Consider the following 16,913-nt stretch of genomic DNA (forward strand, 5'->3'; position numbering starts at 1 on the left):
CTCCTCTAGACTTGGCATTCGTTTTTCAGACCGATGAGGAGTGTTTGTGCTGCGCAGCCACGCCGCTGGTTCGCTTCGGAAGGGCGACGCCGGCCAGCAGGTGACGTTGGCGGGCTGGGTGGCCCGTCGCCGCGACCACGGCGGGGTCATCTTCATCGATCTGCGGGACGCCTCGGGCGTCGCCCAGGTGGTGTTCCGCGCCGAGGACGTGCTGGCCCAGGCGCACCGGTTGCGCGCCGAGTTCTGCGTCGCGGTCACCGGCGTCGTCGAGATCCGCCCGGAGGGCAACGCCAACCCCGAGATCGCGACGGGTGACATCGAGGTCAACGCGACGTCGCTGACCGTGCTGGGCGAGAGCGCGCCGCTGCCGTTCCAGCTCGACGAGCCCGCGGGCGAGGAGCTGCGGCTGAAATACCGCTACCTCGACCTGCGGCGCGACGGCCCGGCCGCGGCAATTCGGTTGCGTTCCAAGGTCAATGCCGCCGCGCGGGCGGTGCTGGCGCGCCACGACTTCGTCGAGATCGAGACGCCGACGATCACCCGCTCGACGCCGGAGGGGGCGCGCGACTTCCTGGTGCCGGCGCGCCTGCACCCCGGCTCGTTCTACGCGCTGCCGCAGAGCCCGCAGCTGTTCAAGCAGTTGCTGATGGTGGCCGGGATGGAGCGCTACTACCAGATCGCGCGCTGCTACCGCGACGAGGATTTCCGCGCCGACCGCCAGCCCGAGTTCACCCAGCTCGACATGGAGCTGAGCTTCGTCGACGCCGAGGACGTCATCGCCGTCTCCGAGGAGATCCTGACCGCGCTGTGGGAGTTGATCGGCTACCACATCCCCACGCCGATCCCGCGGATCAGCTACGCCGACGCCATGCGGCGGTTCGGCTCCGACAAGCCCGACCTGCGCTTCGGGCTGGAGCTCGTCGAGTGCACGGAGTTCTTCCAGGACACCACGTTTCGCGTCTTCCAGGCCGGCTACGTCGGCGCGGTCGTCATGCCGGGCGGCGCGTCGCAACCGCGGCGCACCCTGGACGGCTGGCAGGAGTGGGCCAAACAGCGCGGGCACAAGGGCCTGGCCTACGTGCTGGTCGGCGACGACGGGGAACTGGGCGGCCCGGTGGCCAAGAACCTGTCCGACGCCGAGCGCGCCGGCCTGGCCGGCCACGTCGGCGCCGGGCCGGGGGACTGCATCTTCTTCTCGGCCGGCCCGGCGAAGCCGTCGCGGGCGCTGCTGGGCGCGGCCCGCGGCGAGATCGCCAAGCGGCTGGGCCTGATCGACCCGGACGCGTGGGCGTTCGTCTGGGTCGTCGACCCGCCGCTGTTCGAGCCCGCGGAGGACGCGACCGCCGCCGGTGACGTGGCCGTCGGCTCCGGGGCGTGGACGGCGGTGCACCACGCGTTCACCTCGCCCAAGCCGGGCTATGAAGAGCTGGTCGACAAAGATCCCGGCAACGTGCCGGCCGACGCCTACGACATCGTCTGCAACGGCAACGAGATCGGCGGCGGCTCGATCCGTATCCACCGCCGCGACATCCAAGAACGGGTGTTCGCGGTGATGGGCCTGGACAAGGCCGAGGCCGAGGAGAAGTTCGGATTCCTGTTGGAGGCGTTCATGTTTGGCGCGCCGCCGCACGGCGGGATCGCGTTCGGCTGGGACCGGATCAACGCGCTGCTTTCCGGGACGGACTCCATCCGCGACGTGATCGCGTTCCCCAAGACCGGCGGCGGCGTCGACCCGCTCACCGACGCGCCCGCGCCCATCACCGCCCAGCAGCGCCGGGAGTCCGGAATAGACGCCAAGCCCGAAAAGGTTGAGCGGGCATGACCGAACAATTTCCTGACTCCGAGACCATCAACGAGTTCAACACCGGCATCATCGACGAGTTCCGCGCCAACGCCGGCAAGGTCGGCGGCCAGTTCGAGGGCGCCAACCTGCTGCTGCTGCACACCACGGGCGCCAAGTCCGGCAAGGCGCGGGTGTCGCCGCTGGCGTACTTCCGCATCGACGGCAAGCTGATCGTCATCGGATCGTTCGCCGGCGCCCCCGTCGACCCGGCCTGGGTGCACAACCTGCGCGCCACCCCGGCCGCGCGCGTCGAAGTCGGCACCGAGTCGTTCGACGTGACCGCCCGCGAACTGCCGTCCGCCGAGCGCGACGAGCTGTTCGACAAGGTCGCCACCGCGGCCCCCGGGTTCGCCGAGTACCAGTCCAAGACCAGCAGGGTGATTCCGCTGTTCGAGCTGCAGCCGGCCTAGCTTGCGCGCCGGCGTCAAACGACTCCGCGCGGTGTGGTTCAACCTCGTGCAGGCCTCGGTCGCCGCGGGCCTGTCGTGGTATCTCGCGCACGACGTGCTGAGCCACCCCCAGCCGTTCTTTGCGCCGATCGCGGCCGCGGTGTCGCTGTCGATCAGCAACGTGCTGCGCGCGCAGCGCGCCATCCAGATGATGATCGGCGTGACCCTCGGGATCGGCATCGGCAGCCTGGTGCAGGCGCTGCTGGGGCCCGGGGCCGTGCCCATGACGGTGGCCGCGCTGATCGCGCTGATCGTCGCGGTGTTCATCGGGGGCGGCTTCATCGGGCAGGGGATGATGTTCGCCAACCAGACCGCCATCTCGGCGATCCTGGTGCTGGCCCTGTTACGCACCGACGTTGGTTTCGAGCGCATCTACGACGCGCTGCTCGGCGGCGCGGTGGCGATCGTCTTCGCCGTCGTGCTGTTCCCCGCCGACCCGCTGGCGCTGCTGCGCAGCGGGCGCGCCGCCGTGCTCGGCGTCCTGCAGAGCGTGCTGACGCGCGCCGCGGAGCTGGCCGCCGGACGCCGGGAGGTTCCGGCGGACTGGCCGCTGTCGGCCGTCGACCGGGTGCACCAGCAGCTCAGCGGGCTCATCGAGGCGCGCACCACGGCCCGCCAGGCCGTCCGCATCGCGCCGCGGCGCTGGGGCCTGCGCGACGCCGTGTCGGCCGCCGATCACCAGGCGGTCCACGTGGCCCTACTGGCCGGTTCGGTGCTGGAGTTGGCCCGGACTGTCACACCCGGCGGCGAGGCGTACGACGCGCTGGTGGTGCTCGCCGCGGCGACGGCGCTGGCCGACTCCGACCCCGCCGGCGCGTGCGCGTACCTCGGGTCGGCGCGCCATCACCTCGCGCAGCTGCCGCCGGGCAACCTCGCCGACGCCGTCGGCGCCTGCGTCGACGACCTGCAACGGGTCATCGACCTGCGCTCACAGTGAATCGGCGAGGAATTCCTGGACGAGTTTCTTCGGCGCCTGCGTCAGCCACGCCTCGGTGATCACCTCCGCGAGGTCGCGCACCGCGATCTCGCCCAACCGGACCAGCACCGCCGGATAGCCGTCGAAGTGCGGGGTGGTGAAGTAGACGCCGGGCTCGTCGGCGATCAACGCGAACTTGACGCCCTCGTCGGACACCCGCACGCCGAGGATGTCGCCGTCGGGGGCGTCCACGCCGCTGTGCGCCAGCGCGTCGCGATCCGACGGGCGCAGCGGACGCTCCCAGGCCAGCAACTTCTTGCCGACCCGCCATTCGTGCGGGGACGGCTCGGAGGTGAGTGCCAGTTCACCAACGATGTGGGCGACGTCGCTCCACGTGGCCACCCCCCAATTGTGCTCCGATTACGGCGCGATTGGCCCGCGATCGGCAAACGGGGTGTGGGGGAATCGGCGTCGCGGCAGAAGGCCGGGCCCGCCGGCATCGGGTCACCCAAGCCTGACCCGGAGCTGAGCGGGCCCGCGGCGGCGGCGGGTTAGGCTGCGGCGATGTGCTTTTCGATCACGGCCGATCTGGTGGTGGGAACCGCGCTGGTGCCCGTCGCGGTAGCGACCCTGCGCGAGGTGAAGCACTGGCGCGAGGTGCCGTTTGCCTTGCTGCCGACGGTCTTCGCGGTCCACCAATTCCTCGAGGCGGCCGTGTGGCCGAATAGCTTCGTCTCCGCCGGGATGGCTCACTTCGCGATGTATGCCTATGTCTTCATCGCACTGCCGCTGCTGCCCGCGCTCGTTCCGGTGGCGGTGTTGCTGCTCGAACCCCGCGGTGCCCGATTGCGCGTGGCGCCCTTCGTGGCGCTCGGCGCCGTCGTGGCGGCCTATCTGGCTTTCGTCGTGTTCACCCAACCGGTCGCGGTGCGACGGTGCCCGCACGCGCTGGAATACCAGACCGGCACCCACAACAGCTACGTGTGGGCGGTGCTCTACATCGTCGCCGTCATCGGGCCGGCACTGCTGTCGGGCTATCGCTCCATCGTGGTGTTCGGGTTGGCGAACCTGGTGGGGCTGGTCGTGGCCGCCGTCGTATACGTGCAGGCGTTCGCGTCGCTGTGGTGCATCTACGCCGCCACGCTGTCGGTCCTGGTGTTGGTACACATGGTGCGCCGTCGACGGCTGCCCGATCCACACCGCTACCACGGCGAACGGAAACCGGCGACGACCTCAAGCGCCTGACCGGCCGATCTGCGAGGGTGCTCGTGAGGCCGGCTCGGATCTGCGGGGGCTAGATCAGCGTTTGCCACCACGGGGCGGGGTCGGCTCCGCCGGCGCCGCCGCCCCCGGAGCCGGTGGCGCCGCCGCCGCCGCCTCCGCCACCGCCGCCACCGGTTCCGAACAGCAATCCGCCGGCGCCGCCGTTTCCGCCCGCCGCGCCGTTGTGGGTGGTGCCGGCGCCGCCCGCGCCGCCGAGGCCGCCGACCCGGCCGACGCCGGCACCGCCGTTACCGCCGGCCGTGGCGGCGACGCCGCCGGCCGCGCCCCCGAGGCCGTTGCCGGCGCCGCCGAGCGCACCGGCGGAACCCGAGCCGCCGGCGGCGCCCGCGCCGTGGCCGCCGCCGGCACCGCCGGCATCGCCCGAGCCGGGAACGCCGTCGCCGCCACCGCCGCCGCCACCGCCACCGCCGGGACCGCCGCCGCCGGCCCCGCCGCCGCCGGCGCCGCCGTTGCCGACCAGCCACCCGCCGTTGCCGCCGTTGCCGCCCTGGCCGCCTTGGGCCGCGTTGCCGGTGCCGCCGCCGCCGTTGCCGCCGTCGCCGAAGACGCCGGCGTTGCCGCCATTGCCGCCGAGGCCGCCCTTGTTGCCGGCGCCGCCACTGCCGCCGTTGCCGGCGAGCCACCCGCCGTTGCCGCCGTTGCCGCCGCCGCTTAGGCCGCCGCCGGTGCCGGCGCCGCCATTGCCGCCGTCGCCCCACAGCCCGGCGGCCCCGCCCGTCCCACCGACGGACGTGTAACCGACGCCGCCGTTGCCGCCGTTGCCGAGCAGCCATCCGCCGCGGCCGCCGGCGCCGCCGGCGGCACCGGGAAGGAGGGCCGCGCCATTGCCGCCGCTGCCGCCGTTGCCGATCAGCCCGGCGTTGCCGCCGGCGCCACCGGCCGCCCCGACGATCGTGCTGTCGCCGCCTCTGCCGCCGTTGCCGTAGAGGATGCCGCCGGGGGCGCCCGCCTGGCCCACGCCGTTGATGGTTCCCCCGTCGGCGCCGTTGCCGATCAACGGACGCCCCAGCAGCGCCTCGGTGGGCGCGTTGATGAGACCGAGGACGTCCTGCTCGAGGGTCTGCAACGGCGAGGCGTTGGCGGCCTCGGCGGCGCCGTATGCGGCGCCCGCGGAGTTCAGGGCCCGCGCGAATTCGGCGTGAAACGCCGCGACTCGGGCGCTGACCGCCTGATAAGCCGCCGTGTGTGCGGAAAATAGTTCCGCGATGGCCACCGAGACCTCGTCGGCGGCGGCCGGCACCACGCCTGCGGTCGCCGCGGCCGCGGCCGCGTTGGCGTCCCCGACGGCCGCGCCGATGCTGGACAGGTCACCGGCGGCGGCCCCCAACGCCTGCGGTGTTGCGATCAGAAACGACATTCCGCTCTCCCTCAAGGGCCGCGCCGATAGGGATCAGACGGTACTCGGTGACGGGGTGGGCCGCTCGCGATTCAGACCGGCATGACCCGGTGCGACCCGCAACGAGTAGGCCGTGCGGGAGTGAGGAGCCGGACGCGCCTACCCGAACTGCGGGCCCGGCGGCGGGCCGGGTGGCGGTCCGGCCTGGTAGCCGCCGCCCGGCTGGTCGAGCGGGACGACCTGCCCGCCGGACAGCTTGCGGTAGGTGTAGGTCAGGACGAGCGCGGCGACCGGCCCGCCGACAACCAGGCCCACGAGGCAGGCCAGCGCGCCGAGCAGCACCGCGGCGACCTGGACCAGCCACGCCAACAGTGCGTTGACGAAGTTCGACGAGACCGTCGAGAAGCTGGACTTCAGCGCGTCGATGGCGCCCTGCGACCGGTCGACGACGAACGGGATGACGAATTGGGCGAAGAAGCCCACGACGATGCCGCCGATGATGAAGATGGAGCCGATCGAGGTCAGGATCCCGACGATGATCGCGGCGAGGATCACCGTGCCGAGGTTGCGCGGCTTGAAGAACGACCCGATGCTCACCGGGCGCCCGTCGGCGATGTCGAAGCAGCCCGACAGGAACGCCGATTGGGCGAAGATCCCCACGGCGTAGACGAGTATGTAGCCGACGATCATGACGGCCAGCCCGCTGCCGCTGATGTCGTGGCTGGTGACGTTGTAGCCGTCGGCGTTGGTCGTGGTGGTCGTGGTGCCCATGTTGGCGCCGACCGGGATCAGGGCGTAGCAGCAGCCGAGCACCAGCCCGTAGATCAGGACGGACACCACCAGCGGCATGGCGTTCTGGGTGAACTTGTTCCACGCCCAGCTGAACGCCTCGCCGACGCTGAACTGCGGGCCCGGCGGTGCGCCATAGCCGGGTGCCGGCGGGTAATAACCCGGAGGCGGCGCGCCATACCCGGGCGGGGGCGGGGGAGCGCCGTACCCCGGCGGCGGGGGCGGGGGAGCGCCGTACCCGGGCGGCGGGCCCGCGGGCGGCGGTGCGCCGTACCCGGGCGCCGGGCCAGCAGGCGGCGGCGGTGCGCCGTAGCCGGGCGGGGGCGGGTAGCCGGGAGGGTTCTCGCTTCCGCCGTAGGGGGCGCCTGGGTACTCCGGAGGCTGGCTCATCACACGGCAACTTAACAAATAAGCGCCGGGAGCGCGCGGCGTGTTTTTCAGCGGTCCGGGCCGGTCCGCTCCGTCGTATCGACGTGGTATGCCTGAAACCGTGTCCGACGGTCTGTTCGACCTCCCCGGCGCACCGCAGACAACCGATCACGGCCTGGGCGTGTCGGCCGGTGCGCCGCTGGCCGTCCGGATGCGGCCGGCGTCGCTGGACGAGGTGGTCGGGCAGGACCACCTGCTGGCGCCCGGGTCGCCGCTGCGGCGGCTGGTCGAGGGCTCGGGCGTCGCGTCGGTCATCCTGTACGGCCCGCCGGGCAGCGGTAAGACGACGCTGGCCGCGCTGATCTCGCAGGCGACCGGCCGGCGGTTCGAGGCGCTCTCGGCGCTGTCGGCGGGCGTCAAGGACGTCCGCGCCGTCATAGATCAGGCGAGGCGTGCCCTCCTTGCGGGCGAGCAGACGGTCCTGTTCATCGACGAGGTGCACCGGTTCTCCAAGACCCAGCAGGACGCGCTGCTGTCGGCGGTCGAGAACCGGGTGGTGCTGCTGGTGGCGGCGACCACCGAGAACCCCTCATTTTCCGTGGTGGCGCCGCTGCTGTCGCGGTCGCTGATCCTGCAGTTGCGGCCGCTGACGCCCGACGACGTCCGGGCGGTGGTGCAGCGCGCGATCGACGATCCCCGCGGCCTGGGCGGGCAGGTCGAGGTGGAGTCCGACGCCGTCGACCTCGTGGTGCAGCTGGCCGCGGGTGACGCGCGCCGGGCCCTGACCGCGCTGGAGGTGGCGGCCGAGGCCAACGAGCGCGTCGCCGTCGAGACCATCGAGCAGTCGCTGGACAAGGCCGCGGTGCGCTACGACCGCGACGGCGACCAGCACTACGACGTCGTCAGCGCCTTCATCAAGTCGGTGCGCGGCTCCGACGTCGACGCCGCGCTGCACTACCTGGCCCGCATGCTGGTGGCGGGGGAGGACCCGCGGTTCGTCGCGCGCCGGCTGATGATCCTGGCCAGCGAGGACATCGGCATGGCCGACCCCACCGCGCTGCCACTCGCGGTCGCCGCCGCCCAGACCGTTCAGCTGATCGGCATGCCCGAGGCGCAGCTGACGCTGGCGCACGCCACCATCCACCTGGCCACCGCGCCGAAATCCAACGCCGTCACCACCGCGCTGGCCGCGGCGATGGACGACATCAAGGCGGGCAACGCCGGGCTGGTACCGCCGCATTTGCGCGATGGGCACTACTCCGGCGCGGCGGCGCTGGGCAACGCCCAGGGCTACAAGTACTCCCACGACGACCCGGATGGCGTTGTCGCCCAACAGTATCCGCCCGACGAGCTGGTGGGGGTCGACTACTACCGGCCCACCGGCCGGGGCGGTGAACGGGAGATGGGCGGCCGGCTGGAGCGGCTGCGCGCGATCATTCGAAGGAGGCGGGCATGAAGACGTTCAGCGACGAGGAGATGGGCCGGCTGCTGCCCACCGCCAAGGCCTACAGCGTGGTCATCCTCAAGCGCGGCCCGCGCTTCGGCGACGAGTCGTCGCCCGGGATCATCTGGGAGCACGGCCGGCGCAACTTCGGGCTGCGCGACGACGGCGTGCTGCCGGTGGTGCTGCCGGTCGCCGACGAATCCGACGTGTGCGGCGTCGGGGTGTTCGCCGCGACGGTCGAGCGGACCACCGCCCTGATGAACGACGACCCCGGGGTGGCGGCGGGGGTCTTCACCTACCAGGTGCACCCCTGCCGCGGATTCCCCGGGGACGCCCTGCCCTAGACCTAGACGAGCTCGGGCACCCGCAACTGCGCGATCGCCAGCTCGAATTCGGCGACGTCGATCACCTCGGCGCCCAGGTCGCGGACGCGCCGGCTGCGCAGCTCGGTGGCCCGGTCGCGGTTGCGGGCCATGGCGTCCATGCTGTCGAACGTCGAGCAGGACACCGCGCGCCGGCACGCCGGGTGATCGACCATCAGGCTGGCGCTGCAGAACCCGTCGAAACCCTCCATTTCGGGAAGCACGAACATCCGGTAGAAGTCGATGGACCGGTTGACGTGACTGGAAACCACCTTGAGCCAGGTGGCCCGCACGCAGGCCCCCTCGTGCGACCGGTGATCCCGGTGCAGCAAAGCGATGTCCCACTCCTCGACCTTGGCGCTGCCGTCGAACATCAACGCGGTGCGGTCGCGGATCGGCGCCACCCGCTCGGCGCTGGCGCGCATCGAGTGCAAGCTCTCCCACGAGCTGGTCGCGATACACAGTCCGGACAGCCGGTCGACCAGTAGCGATAGCCCCACATACCCGTCGATCTCCTGCAGCGAGGGCATCACGACATCGCGAACGTGCGCTATACCGATGTCGAGCGACAGGGGCTGCGCCTGGATGGTGGTGGAACGTGCGAACATGGTCGGCCCCTCCCGGGTCGGGGGTAGCGCCCCGGTGGCGCCACCGGTCCCACCAGATACCTTCCTCCTACCCGTGACCGCCCGCAATGGCTTTCGGGGGCGCCGCCGCCGGTAGGCTTGAGCGGGTGCATACCGATGTGCTGGAGGTGGACACCGCGCGTCGCCGCATCGTCGACGTGACCGATGCGGTGCGCCGGTTTTGCTTCAGCTACGGCGACGGTCTGTGCAACGTGTTCGTCCCGCACGCGACGGCCGGGGTCGCGATCATCGAGACCGGCGCCGGCTCCGACGACGACCTGCTGGACGCGCTCGAACGGCTGTTGCCGCGCGACGACCGCTACCGGCACGCGCACGGCTCGCCCGGGCACGGCGCCGACCACGTGCTGCCGGCGATCGTGTCGCCGTCGGTGACGGTGCCGGTCGCCTCCGGCGACCCGCAGCTGGGCACCTGGCAAAGCATCGTGCTGGTCGACCTCAACCGCGACAACCCGCGGCGGTCGGTGCGGTTGAGCTTTTTGGAGGGTTAGCGGGAACGCCCGCGACCGACGAATAGGCTGACCAAGCCAAACCAACAGGAAGAAGCGAACGAGAAGTGCAGACACACGAGATCAGGAAGCGATTCCTCGATCACTTCGTGAAGGCGGGCCACACCGAGGTGCCGAGCGCCTCGGTGATCCTCGACGACCCCAACCTGCTGTTCGTCAACGCCGGCATGGTGCAGTTCGTGCCGTTCTTCCTGGGCGCGCGCACCCCGCCGTACGCGACGGCCACCAGCATCCAAAAGTGCATCCGCACGCCGGATATCGACGAGGTGGGGATCACCACCCGGCACAACACGTTCTTCCAGATGGCCGGCAACTTCTCGTTCGGCGACTACTTCAAGCGCCGCGCCATCGAGCTGGCCTGGTCGCTGCTGACCGATCCCGTCTCCGAGGGCGGCTACGGCCTCGATCCCGAAAGGCTGTGGGCCACCGTCTTTTTCGACGACGACGAGGCGTTCTCGCTGTGGCAGGAGATCGCCGGCCTACCGGCCGACCGGATCCAGCGCCGCGGCATGGAGGACAACTACTGGTCGATGGGCATCCCCGGGCCGTGTGGCCCGTCGTCGGAGATCTACTACGACCGCGGCCCGGAATTCGGCGTCGAGGGCGGTCCGGTCGCCAACGAGGACCGCTACGTGGAGCTGTGGAACCTCGTGTTCATGCAGAGCGAGCGCGGCGAGGGCACCGGCAAGGCCGACTTCGAGATCCTCGGGCCGTTGCCCCGTAAGAACATTGACACGGGCATGGGCGTCGAGCGGGTCGCGTTCATCCTGCAGGGCGTGCACAACGTCTACGAGACCGACCTGCTGAGGCCGGTGATCGACACCGTGGCGGCCCGCGCGCCACGTCCTTATGACGTGGGCAACCACGAGGACGACGTCCGCTACCGCGTCATCGCCGACCACAGCCGCACCGCGGCGATCCTGATCGGCGACGGCGTCAGCCCCGGCAACGACGGGCGCGGGTACGTGCTGCGCCGCCTGCTGCGCCGGGTGATCCGCTCGGCCAAGCTGCTGGGCATCGAGGACCCGATCGTCGGCGACCTGATGGCCACCGTCCGCGACGCGATGGGCCCGTCGTATCCCGAACTCGTCACCGACTTCGACCGGATCCGGCGCATCGCCGTCGCCGAGGAGACCGCGTTCAACCGGACGCTGGCGTCGGGCTCGAAGCTGTTCGACGAGGTCGCCGGCGCCACCAGGGCGGCGGGCACCGGCGTGGTGTCGGGGTCGGACGCCTTCACCCTGCACGACACCTACGGCTTCCCGATCGAGCTCACCCTGGAGATGGCCGCGGAGGCGGGCCTGCAGGTCGACGAGATCGGCTTCCGGGAACTGATGGCCGAGCAGCGCCGCCGCGCCAAGGCCGACGCCGCCGCGCGCAAGCACGCGCACGCCGACCTGAGCGCCTACCGGGAGCTCGTCGACGCCGGGCCCACCGAGTTCACCGGGTTCGACGAATTGACGTCCGAGGCAAAGATTTTGGGCATTTTCGTGGACGGCAAGCGGGTGCCGGTGGTCGCTCACGGTACCGAGGGCGCCGACCGGGTGGAGCTGGTGCTCGACCGCACCCCGCTCTACGCCGAGGCGGGCGGGCAGATCGCCGACGAGGGGACTATCAGCGGCACCGGCGCCAACGAGAGCGCCCGCGCGGCCGTCACCGACGTGCAGAAGATCGCCAAAACCCTGTGGGTGCACCGGATCAACGTGGAGTCCGGGGAGTTCGTCGAGGGCGACACCGTCGTCGCCGCGGTCGACCCGGGCTGGCGTCGGGGCGCGACCCAGGGCCACTCGGGCACCCACATGGTGCACGCCGCGCTGCGACAGGTGCTGGGGCCCAACGCCGTTCAGGCCGGGTCGCTGAACCGGCCGGGTTACCTGCGGTTCGACTTCAACTGGCAGGGGCCGCTGTCCGAGGAGCAACGCACCCAGGTCGAAGAGGTGACCAACCAGGCCGTGCAGGCCGACTTCGAGGTGCACACGTTTACCGAGCAGCTGGAGAAGGCCAAGGCGATGGGCGCGATGGCCATGTTCGGTGAGGCCTATCCCGACGTGGTGCGGGTGGTGGAGATCGGCGGGCCGTTCTCGCTGGAGCTGTGTGGCGGCACCCACGTGCACAACTCGGCCCAGATCGGGCCGGTGACGATCCTGGGCGAGTCGTCGGTCGGCTCCGGGGTGCGCCGGGTGGAGGCCTACGTCGGGCTGGAGTCCTTCCGGCACCTGGCCAAGGAGCGCGCGCTGATGGCGGGGCTGGCGTCGTCGCTGAAGGTGCCGTCCGACGAGGTGCCGGCCCGGGTGGCCAACCTGGTGGAGCGGCTCAAGGCCGCCGAGAAGGAACTCGAGCGCGCCCGGCTCGCGGGCGCCAAGGCCGCCGCGACCAACGCGGCGGCCGGCGCCGAGCGAATCGGTAACGTGCGTGTGGTGGCGCAACGGATGGCCGGGGGGATGACGGCGGCGGATCTGCGGTCCCTGGTCGGCGACGTCCGCGGCAAGCTGGGCGGCGACCCGGCCGTCGTCGCGCTGATCTCCGAGGGCGAGGGCGGGACGGTGCCGTATGCGGTGGCCGTCAACGCCGCGGCCCAGGACCTCGGGCTCAGCGCCAACGACCTGGTCAAGCAGCTCGCCGGGGCCGTCGACGGCCGCGGCGGCGGCAAGGCCGACCTGGCGCAGGGCTCCGGGAAGGACCCGAGCGGCATCGACGCTGCGCTCGACGCGGTGCGCTCCGAGATCGCCGTGATAGCGCGGGTCGGTTGAGTGGTTTTGACCCAGCACCGCCTCCCCGACCGGCCCGGTGATCCCGACGAGCACCCGGGGCGCGGCCGAATCCTCGGCGTCGACGCCGGCAGCGTGCGCATCGGGGTGGCGGTCAGCGACCCCGACGGCATCCTGGCCACCCCGGTGGAGACGGTGCGCCGCGACCGCTCCGGCAAGCACCTGCGCAGGTTGGCCGCGCTGGCCGGCGAATACGAGGCCGTCGAGGTCGTGGTCGGGCTGCCGCGCACGCTGGCCGACCGGACCGGGCCGTCGGCGCAGGACGCGATCAAGCTGGCCGACGCGCTGGCCCGCCGGATCGCCCCCACGCCGGTGCGTCTGGCCGACGAGCGGCTGACCACGGTGAGCGCCCAGCGGTCGCTGCGGGCCGCGGGGGTGCGGGCCCGCGAGCAGCGCGCGGTGATCGACCAGGCGGCGGCCGTGGCGATCCTGCAGGGCTGGCTCGACGCGCGCCGGGGGGCCGCCCGTGGTTGACAGCGCACGCAGGACCCGGGTCGACCGGGCGTCGCGCCGGCGCGAGGCGAAGGACAAGAAGCGCCGCCGCGTCGTCGGCCGGGTCGCGCTGGTGGTGTTCGTCGTGGTCCTGGTGGGCGGGGTCTTCGCCGCCACCCGGCTGTGGGGCTCGATGTTCGGCACGGGCGACGACTACAGCGGAAACGGCAAGCGCGACATCGTGATTCGTGTGCAGGACGGCGACTCGACCACGATGGTGGGGCAGACGCTGCAGAACCAGCAGGTGGTCAAGACGGTCCGGGCGTTCGTCAACGCCGCGCACGGCAACAGCAAGATCGACTCGATCCAGCCCGGCTACTACCGGATGCGCACCGAGATCCCGGCGGCCGACGCCGTCACGCGGCTGGCCGACCCGAACAGCCGCGTGGGGCGGCTGGTCATCCCGGAGGGGCGTCAGCTCGACGACACCACCGACATGAAGACCAACAAGGTCAACCCCGGCATCCTCACCCTGATCTCGCGCGCCACCTGCGTGGACCTCGACGGTAACCACCGCTGCGTGTCGGTGGACGACCTGCGCGCCGCGGCCACCAACGCCACGCCCACGGTGTTGGCCGTGCCGGCGTGGGCCACCGAGCCGGTCACCGAACTGGGCAAGGACCATCGCCGCATCGAGGGCCTCATCGCGCCGGGGACCTTCAACGTCGACCCCGCCGCGTCGCCGCAAAGCATCCTGACCGACCTGGTCAGCGCCGGCGCGGTCGAGTACATGAAGTCCGGCCTGCTGGACACCGCGCAGGCCCTGGGCCTGTCGCCCTACGACATCCTGGTGGTCGCCTCGCTGGTGCAGCAGGAGTCCAACGTCCAGGATTTCGCCAAGGTCGCGCGGGTCATCTACAACCGTCTGCACGCCCACCACACGCTGGAGTTCGACTCGACGGTGAACTATCCGCTGGACCGCCGCGAGGTGGCCACCACCGACGCCGACCGCGCCCAGCGCACCCCGTGGAACACCTACGTGTCGGCAGGGCTGCCGGCCACGGCGATCTGTTCACCGGGTGTCGACGCGCTGCGGGCGGCCGAGCACCCGGAGCCGGGTGACTGGCTGTACTTCGTCACCATCGATGCCCAGGGCACGACGCTGTTCACGAAGGATTATCAGCAGCATTTGGCCAACATCGAGCTGGCTAAGCGCAACGGTGTCCTCGACAGCGCGCGCTAGAAAGGCCGGGGTGCTCGGCTCGCCGATCGCGCATTCCCGCTCCCCGGACCTGCACCTGGCCGCGTACCGCGCGCTGGGGCTGCACGACTGGACCTACGAGCGCGTCGAGTGCGGCGCCGAGGAACTGCCCGGAGTGGTCGGCGGCCTCGGGCCGGAGTGGGTCGGGGTCTCGGTAACCATGCCCGGCAAGTTCGCCGCCCTGGAATTCGCCGACGAGCGCACCGACCGCGCCGCCGCCGTCGGCTCGGCCAACACCCTGGTGCGCACGGCGACGGGCTGGCGGGCCGACAACACCGACATCGACGGAGTCAGTGGGGCGGTCGGCACGGCCTCGGGATGGGCGCTGGTCTGTGGATCGGGCGGCACCGCGCCGGCGGCCGTGGTGGGCCTGGCCGGGCTCGGCGTCACCGGCATCACGGTGGTGGCGCGCGACCCGCACAAGGCGGCCCGGCTCGTCGAGCTCGGCACGCGCGCCGGGGTGGCGACGCGGTTCTGCGCGCTGGATGACGGCGGGCTGGCCGGCGAGGTGGCCGCGGCGGAGGTGCTGGTCAGCACCATCCCGGCCGACGTGGCCGCGCGCTACGCCGGCACGTTCGCCGCGATCCCGGTGCTGCTGGACGCCGTCTACGAGCCGTGGCCCACGCCGCTGGCCGCCGCGGTGGCCGCCGCGGGTGGTCGTGTGATCGACGGGCTGCAGATGCTGCTGCACCAGGCGTTCGCCCAGGTCGAGCAATTCACCGGGCAACCCGCTCCGCGAGCGGCGATGGCAGCCGCGTTGGGCTAACGTGCCCCCGCATGGCGGCCGCGGCGGTGCTGGCATGGATGGGCGCGCTGAGCGTCTGCGACATCCGGCACCGGCGGTTGCCCAACGCGCTGACGCTGCCCGGCGCCGCGGCGATCCTGCTGACCGCCGCCGTCGCCGGCCGCGGGCTGCCCGCGCTGGCCGGGGCGGCGGCGCTGGCCGGGGCCTACCTTTTGGTCCACCTCGTCGCGCCGGCGGCGATGGGCGCCGGCGACGTCAAGCTGGCGCTCGGGCTGGGCGGGCTGACCGGCTGTTGCGGCGCCGACGCGTGGTTGCTGGCGGCTTTCGGCGCGCCGCTGCTGACCGCGCTGGTCGGGGTGGCCGGCTGGGCGCGCGGCGTGCGCGCGGTCCCACACGGGCCGTCGATGTGCCTGGCCACCGCCGCGGCCATGGCGCTCGCGCTCTGCCCGCATTGATTCTGCGTCCATGGCGGACCCTTCTCGCACTTCTCCGCCATGGACGCAGACTCAACGGCCGGAACACAGAGCACGCCCGCCCGCATGGGAGAATTGTCGGGTGTTGCGCTGGATCACCGCCGGAGAATCCCATGGCCGCGCGCTGGTGGCCGTGGTCGAGGGCATGGTCGCCGGCGTGGAGGTCACCTCCACCGAAATCGCCGACCAGCTGGCCCGCCGCCGGCTGGGCTACGGCCGCGGCGCGCGGATGAAGTTCGAGCGCGACGCGGTGACCATCCTGTCCGGGATACGCCACGGCGTCACGCTGGGCGGGCCGATCGCCATCGAGATCGGCAACACCGAGTGGCCGAAGTGGGAAACCGTGATGGCCACCGACCCGGTCGACCCGTCGGCGCTGGAGAACTCGGCGCGCAACGAACCCCTGACCCGGCCGCGGCCCGGCCACGCCGACTACGCGGGCATGCTCAAGTACGGCTTCGACGACGCCCGGCCGGTGCTGGAGCGGGCCAGCGCCCGCGAGACCGCCGCCCGCGTCGCGGCCGGCACCGTCGCGCGCGCGTTCCTGCGCCAGGCGCTGGGCGTCGAGGTGCTCTCGCACGTCATCGCGATCGGCCCGTCGGCGCCCTACGACGGCCCGCCGCCGGCACCTGCGGACCTGGCCGCGATCGACGCCAGCCCGGTCCGGGCCTTCGACGAGCAGGCTGAAAAATCCATGATCGCCGAGATCGAGGCGGCCAAGAAGGACGGCGACACCCTCGGCGGCGTCGTCGAGGCCGTCGCGACGGGCCTGCCGGTCGGGCTGGGCTCGTTCACCAGCGGCGACAACCGCCTCGACAGCCAACTGGCGGCCGCGGTCATGGGCATCCAGGCGATCAAGGGCGTCGAGATCGGCGACGGTTTCGAGACCGCCCGCCGCCGCGGCAGCCGCGCGCACGACGAGATGTACCCCGGCCCCGACGGCGTCGTCCGCTCGACCAACCGCGCCGGCGGGCTCGAGGGCGGCATGACCAACGGGCAGCCGCTGCGCGTGCGCGCCGCGATGAAGCCGATTTCCACCGTGCCCCGGGCGCTGGCCACCGTGGACATGGCCACCGGCGACGAGGCCGTCGCCATCCACCAGCGCTCGGACGTGTGCGCGGTGCCCGCCGCGGGGGTGGTGGTCGAGACCATGGTGGCGCTGGTGCTCGCCCGCGCGGCGCTGGAGAAGTTCGGCGGCGACTCGCTGACCGAGATCCGCCGCAACATCGAGTCCTACCAGCGCGCGGTCGCCGACCGGGAGTCGCCCGCCGCGCGCATGTCCGGGTAGC

General features: G+C 72.0%; 17 protein-coding genes. 13 read left to right on the top strand and 4 right to left on the bottom strand.

Features of this window, described 5'->3' with window-relative positions:
* Window positions 1-40 precede the first annotated feature (40 nt).
* Genes aspS through AC5Y4Z_RS01025 form a run of 3 tightly spaced genes read left to right on the top strand, consistent with a single transcriptional unit; the run spans window position 41 to window position 3,229 of the window.
* Window positions 41-1,822 (top strand): aspartate--tRNA ligase, encoded by a 1,782-nt coding sequence (gene aspS / locus AC5Y4Z_RS01015; protein ID WP_499960367.1) that lies wholly within the window; start codon window positions 41-43, stop codon window positions 1,820-1,822.
* Entirely contained in the window at window positions 1,819-2,253 is a 435-nt protein-coding gene (locus tag AC5Y4Z_RS01020; RefSeq protein WP_499960368.1) for a nitroreductase family deazaflavin-dependent oxidoreductase, read from the top strand. Before aspS ends, AC5Y4Z_RS01020 begins: the two co-directional genes overlap by 4 nt.
* Before the next feature lie 31 nt (window positions 2,254-2,284).
* Window positions 2,285-3,229 carry an FUSC family protein gene (locus AC5Y4Z_RS01025; protein WP_499960369.1) on the top strand — a complete coding sequence of 315 codons (945 nt, stop codon included), beginning with the start codon at window positions 2,285-2,287 and terminating at the stop codon, window positions 3,227-3,229.
* On the opposite strand, the gene AC5Y4Z_RS01030 is transcribed toward AC5Y4Z_RS01025, so the two are convergent.
* Window positions 3,221-3,610 carry an MmcQ/YjbR family DNA-binding protein gene (locus AC5Y4Z_RS01030; RefSeq protein ID WP_499960370.1) on the bottom strand — a complete coding sequence of 130 codons (390 nt, stop codon included), beginning with the start codon at window positions 3,608-3,610 and terminating at the stop codon, window positions 3,221-3,223. The two genes, AC5Y4Z_RS01025 and AC5Y4Z_RS01030, sit on opposite strands and share 9 nt — an antisense overlap.
* 162 nt (window positions 3,611-3,772) lie before the next feature.
* On the opposite strand from AC5Y4Z_RS01030, the gene AC5Y4Z_RS01035 reads away from it, so the two are divergent.
* On the top strand, window positions 3,773-4,453 hold the full coding sequence (locus tag AC5Y4Z_RS01035; RefSeq protein ID WP_499960371.1) for a DUF6629 family protein: 681 nt from the start codon (window positions 3,773-3,775) through the stop codon (window positions 4,451-4,453).
* 49 nt (window positions 4,454-4,502) lie between these two features.
* Here the strand turns inward: AC5Y4Z_RS01035 and AC5Y4Z_RS01040 are convergent, their stop codons facing one another.
* Both AC5Y4Z_RS01040 and AC5Y4Z_RS01045 read right to left on the bottom strand, forming a co-directional pair.
* The gene (locus AC5Y4Z_RS01040; RefSeq protein ID WP_499960372.1) at window positions 4,503-5,849 is read right to left on the bottom strand and encodes a PE family protein; all 1,347 of its coding nucleotides are present in this window, start codon (window positions 5,847-5,849) and stop codon (window positions 4,503-4,505) included.
* Between the two features lie 138 nt (window positions 5,850-5,987).
* Complete coding sequence (locus AC5Y4Z_RS01045; protein ID WP_499960373.1) at window positions 5,988-7,007, bottom strand: hypothetical protein; 1,020 nt, start codon at window positions 7,005-7,007, stop codon at window positions 5,988-5,990.
* 88 nt (window positions 7,008-7,095) lie between these two features.
* Between AC5Y4Z_RS01045 and AC5Y4Z_RS01050 the strand changes: the two genes are divergently transcribed.
* Together AC5Y4Z_RS01050 and AC5Y4Z_RS01055 are read left to right on the top strand one after the other, a co-directional pair.
* Entirely contained in the window at window positions 7,096-8,442 is a 1,347-nt protein-coding gene (locus tag AC5Y4Z_RS01050; protein WP_499960374.1) for a replication-associated recombination protein A, read from the top strand.
* The gene (locus AC5Y4Z_RS01055) at window positions 8,439-8,774 is read left to right on the top strand and encodes a hypothetical protein (protein ID WP_499960375.1); all 336 of its coding nucleotides are present in this window, start codon (window positions 8,439-8,441) and stop codon (window positions 8,772-8,774) included. Before AC5Y4Z_RS01050 ends, AC5Y4Z_RS01055 begins: the two co-directional genes overlap by 4 nt.
* A gap of 2 nt (window positions 8,775-8,776) precedes the next feature.
* On the opposite strand, the gene AC5Y4Z_RS01060 is transcribed toward AC5Y4Z_RS01055, so the two are convergent.
* Window positions 8,777-9,400 (bottom strand): hypothetical protein, encoded by a 624-nt coding sequence (locus AC5Y4Z_RS01060; RefSeq protein WP_499960376.1) that lies wholly within the window; start codon window positions 9,398-9,400, stop codon window positions 8,777-8,779.
* Between the two features lie 137 nt (window positions 9,401-9,537).
* On the opposite strand from AC5Y4Z_RS01060, the gene AC5Y4Z_RS01065 reads away from it, so the two are divergent.
* The 7 genes from AC5Y4Z_RS01065 to aroC all read left to right on the top strand — a co-directional run bounded on the left by AC5Y4Z_RS01065 (window position 9,538) and on the right by aroC (window position 16,912).
* Window positions 9,538-9,927 carry a secondary thiamine-phosphate synthase enzyme YjbQ gene (locus AC5Y4Z_RS01065; RefSeq protein ID WP_499960908.1) on the top strand — a complete coding sequence of 130 codons (390 nt, stop codon included), beginning with the start codon at window positions 9,538-9,540 and terminating at the stop codon, window positions 9,925-9,927.
* Window positions 9,928-9,992: 65 nt separating this feature from the next.
* A complete protein-coding gene (gene alaS / locus AC5Y4Z_RS01070; protein ID WP_499960377.1) occupies window positions 9,993-12,695 on the top strand; it encodes an alanine--tRNA ligase in 2,703 nt (900 codons plus the stop codon).
* Window positions 12,696-13,187, top strand: coding sequence for a Holliday junction resolvase RuvX (gene ruvX / locus AC5Y4Z_RS01075; RefSeq protein WP_499960378.1), 492 nt, complete (start codon window positions 12,696-12,698; stop codon window positions 13,185-13,187).
* Window positions 13,180-14,388, top strand: a complete 1,209-nt coding sequence (gene mltG, locus AC5Y4Z_RS01080) for an endolytic transglycosylase MltG (protein ID WP_499960379.1) — start codon at window positions 13,180-13,182, stop codon at window positions 14,386-14,388. Before ruvX ends, mltG begins: the two co-directional genes overlap by 8 nt.
* On the top strand, window positions 14,291-15,172 hold the full coding sequence (locus tag AC5Y4Z_RS01085; RefSeq protein WP_499960380.1) for a shikimate dehydrogenase: 882 nt from the start codon (window positions 14,291-14,293) through the stop codon (window positions 15,170-15,172). Before mltG ends, AC5Y4Z_RS01085 begins: the two co-directional genes overlap by 98 nt.
* Window positions 15,173-15,183: 11 nt before the next feature.
* A complete protein-coding gene (locus AC5Y4Z_RS01090; RefSeq protein WP_499960381.1) occupies window positions 15,184-15,606 on the top strand; it encodes a prepilin peptidase in 423 nt (140 codons plus the stop codon).
* 100 nt (window positions 15,607-15,706) lie between these two features.
* Window positions 15,707-16,912 carry a chorismate synthase gene (aroC, locus tag AC5Y4Z_RS01095; RefSeq protein ID WP_499960382.1) on the top strand — a complete coding sequence of 402 codons (1,206 nt, stop codon included), beginning with the start codon at window positions 15,707-15,709 and terminating at the stop codon, window positions 16,910-16,912.
* Window position 16,913: the final 1 nt, after the last annotated feature.

The organism is Mycobacterium sp. NGS63, from assembly GCF_059812295.1.

Bases quoted from the DNA above. Each gene is read 5' to 3' on its own strand.
- AC5Y4Z_RS01020 (WP_499960368.1), top strand. From the start codon at position 1,819: ATGACCGAACAATTTCCTGACTCCGAGACCATCAACGAGTTCAACACC.
- AC5Y4Z_RS01035 (WP_499960371.1), top strand. From the start codon at position 3,773: ATGTGCTTTTCGATCACGGCCGATCTGGTGGTGGGAACCGCGCTGGTG.
- AC5Y4Z_RS01040 (WP_499960372.1), bottom strand. From the start codon at position 5,849: ATGTCGTTTCTGATCGCAACACCGCAGGCGTTGGGGGCCGCCGCCGGT.
- AC5Y4Z_RS01045 (WP_499960373.1), bottom strand. From the start codon at position 7,007: ATGAGCCAGCCTCCGGAGTACCCAGGCGCCCCCTACGGCGGAAGCGAG.
- AC5Y4Z_RS01050 (WP_499960374.1), top strand. From the start codon at position 7,096: ATGCCTGAAACCGTGTCCGACGGTCTGTTCGACCTCCCCGGCGCACCG.
- AC5Y4Z_RS01055 (WP_499960375.1), top strand. From the start codon at position 8,439: ATGAAGACGTTCAGCGACGAGGAGATGGGCCGGCTGCTGCCCACCGCC.
- AC5Y4Z_RS01060 (WP_499960376.1), bottom strand. From the start codon at position 9,400: ATGTTCGCACGTTCCACCACCATCCAGGCGCAGCCCCTGTCGCTCGAC.
- AC5Y4Z_RS01085 (WP_499960380.1), top strand. From the start codon at position 14,291: ATGCCCAGGGCACGACGCTGTTCACGAAGGATTATCAGCAGCATTTGG.
- AC5Y4Z_RS01090 (WP_499960381.1), top strand. From the start codon at position 15,184: ATGGCGGCCGCGGCGGTGCTGGCATGGATGGGCGCGCTGAGCGTCTGC.